Consider the following 2987-nt stretch of genomic DNA (forward strand, 5'->3'; position numbering starts at 1 on the left):
GGGGTGATGTCTTCGGGGAGGAGGGTGGTCAGTTGGTCCTTGGTCAGGTCGGCGCCGGTGTTCGCCAGTTGTTCGGTGCGGCGGGCGTGGGCGGTGACGGCCGCGCGGAACAGCTTGTCGACCTCGCGGCCGTTGCCGTCCTTGTACTGGTCGCGGGCCGCTCCGAAATGGGAGGCGAGGGCCTGGCGGGTCGGGTCCGGGACGCGGTAGTCCGCCGTGCCCGCCTTGCCCAGGAAGATCGCGACGAGGCCGTCCACGTCGTAGGGGGCGAAGGTCAGCGTCCGGGCGAAGCGTGAGGCCAGGCCCGGGTTCGCGGCCAGGAACCCCGACATCTCGGACGTGTAGCCCGCCACGATCACGACGACCTCGTCGCGGTGGTCCTCCATCAGCTTGACGAGCGTGTCGATGGCCTCCCGGCCGAAGTCGTGGCCCGACCCGCCCGGACGCGACAGCGAGTACGCCTCGTCGATGAACAGCACCCCGCCGCGTGCGCGCTCGAACACCTCCGCCGTCTTCTGCGCGGTCTCACCGACGTACTGGCCGACGAGGTCGACCCGCGCGGCCTCGACGACCTGGCCCTGCGCGAGGACGCCGAGGGCGGCGAGCAGCTCGCCGTACAGCCGGGCGACGGTCGTCTTGCCCGTCCCCGGCGGTCCCGCGAAGATCAGGTGGCCGGTGAACGGCTCGGCCTCCAGCCCGGCCTCCCGGCGGCGGCGCGACGACGCCAGCAGGTCGAGCAGGTCGCTGATCTCCTGCTTGACCTCCGCGAGCCCCGTCATCGCGTTGAGGCGGCCCAGGACGGCCGTGACCTGTTCGGGGTCCCGGGCCTTCCCGAACCGCGCGGCGAGGCCCGTGCCGACGTCGAGGTCCTCGGCCACCAGCAGGCTCAGCTCGTCCCCGGACGGCAGTTCCTCCAGGGCGGCGAGCCGCTGCGCCTGCCGCTCCACCGCCGCCTCGAACACGCGCCGCGCCGCCCGCCCGTTACCGAAGCCCGCGTCCCGCTTCATGGAGGTGAAGTGGGCGAGGATCGCCTCGCGCGTGTCGTCGGCGAGGCGGTAGCCGTCGCCGTTCGCCTGCGACTCGGTGATCTGGAGCAGCTCGGCGGGGCTGTAGTTCTCGAAGTCCACCGTCCGGGAGATCCGCGAGCTCAGGCCCGGGTTGGCGGTGAGGAACTCGCGCATCTCGGCCGAGTATCCCGCCGCGATGATAACGACCTCGTCGCGGCGGTCCTCCATCAGCTTGACGAGGGTGTCGATGGCCTCCTGCCCGAAGTCGGTGCCGGTGGTCTTGCGGGACAGCGTGTACGCCTCGTCGATGAACAGGACGCCGCCGACGGCCTTCTCGAACGCGCCGGTCGTCTTCAGCGCCGTCCCGCCGACGTTCTCCGACACCAGGTCGGCCCGGCTCACCTCGACGACCTGGCCGGTCTCGACCACGCCGAGCGCCGCGAGGATCCGCCCGTACAGGCGCGCGACGGTCGTCTTGCCCGTCCCGGGCGGCCCGGCGAACACCATGTGCCGCCCGATGGACGGGCCGGGCGGCAGCCCCGCGAGGCGGCGCTGCTCGGCCACCTTCTGCAGGTTCGTCAGTTTCCTGATCTCATGCTTGACCGCCGCCAGGCCGATCATCGCGTCCAGTTCGGCGAGCAGGTCGTCCGCCGTCGCCACGACGGCGCCCGGCTCCTCCCGGACCGGCGGGGCACCGGCGGCACCCGTCCCCGCGGCCGTCGCCGGCTCCTTCACCTGTTCGGTCGCGGCGACCTTCGCCTCGAAGTCGAAGACGTCCGGCTCGGCGTTCCGCTCGCTCGTCACCGCGTCCATGTGGACGCGCGCCGTGCCCGACGTGAACACGCCCGAACCCTCGGTCTCCACCACCGTGCAGCCGCGCAGGTTCAGCTCGGACCCGGGATCCGCGGACACCCCGAGGCTCTCGCTGCCGGTGACGGTCGTGCCCTCGATCGTCGCGTGGCCGCCCTTGGAGACGGTGACACCGATCTTCTTCGCGCCCTGCACCCGCCCGCGGACGACCGTGGTCCGGCTCTCCCCGCCGGCGAACACGCCGTACAGCGACGCTCCGAGGATCTCGCAGTCCTCGAAGACGCCGGTGGCCGTCGTGACGGAGATCCCGCAGCGCCGCGGCGACTCGACCCGGAGTCGCCGCCCGGTCAGCGTCCCGCCGGCGGTCACCCACACCGCGTCCCTCTCCGCGTCCGCTATCAGGCAGTCCTCCGCCAGCGCGGTGGCGTTGTCCCGGACGACCAGCGAGCACTCCTGCGACCCGTGCATGGCCGAGTTGCGGATCGCCGCGTCCGCCCGGTCGTCCACCAGGATCGCGGCGGCCCCCGCGCCGGTGATCGTGCACTGCTCGATCAGCGGCTTGGACCCCTCGGTCACCCAGATGCCGCTGCCGCCCGCTCCCTCGACGCGGCACGACCGGACGGTGACGGCGCAGCCCTTGCGGAGCGCCACCGCGTTGCCGTTCGTCCCCGTGACATCGGTGGAATCCACGATCCCGGACGCGGCGGAGTACACGAGCGCGCCGTCCTGCACCTTGCAGCCGGTGAGCGCCAGGCGGGCGCCGCCCCAGCCCCGCACCGCCACCGTGCCGGCGCGGCTCACGAACTGGCACTGCTCCGCCCGCACGCTGCCCTCGGACACGTCCAGCGCCGTGCCGTTCTCGTTCCAGTTCCGGACGATGACGCCCTGGAGCGTCACGTTCCCGGTGAGCTTGATCGTCTCGTCGGCGGCGCCGTCGAGCGTGACCGAGCCCGGCCCGCCGACCGCCGTCAGCACGAAGTCGGCCGAACTCCAGAAGTTCGTGTTCGGATACTGTCCCGGCTCGACCAGGATGTGCCGTCCGGCCGGCCCGTACGGCGGCGTCGGCGCCTGCAACGCGTCCAGTACCGTCCGATAGGCCCCGGGGGAGGTCTGTGACACCACCAGACGAAGCAAAGGCCCTCCTCAGAATCAGTGTTCATGGTGCCATGA

1 protein-coding gene is annotated in these 2987 nt (G+C 72.1%); it reads right to left on the reverse strand.

Features of this window, described 5'->3' with window-relative positions:
* The coding region (locus tag E1281_RS38850) for an AAA family ATPase (protein WP_243717800.1) at positions 1 to 2939 on the reverse strand (2939 nt) is incomplete at its 3' end.
* Positions 2940 to 2987 lie beyond the last annotated feature (48 nt).

Origin of the sequence: Actinomadura sp. KC345, assembly GCF_004348515.1 — a bacterium.
Lineage (GTDB): Bacteria > Actinomycetota > Actinomycetes > Streptosporangiales > Streptosporangiaceae > Spirillospora.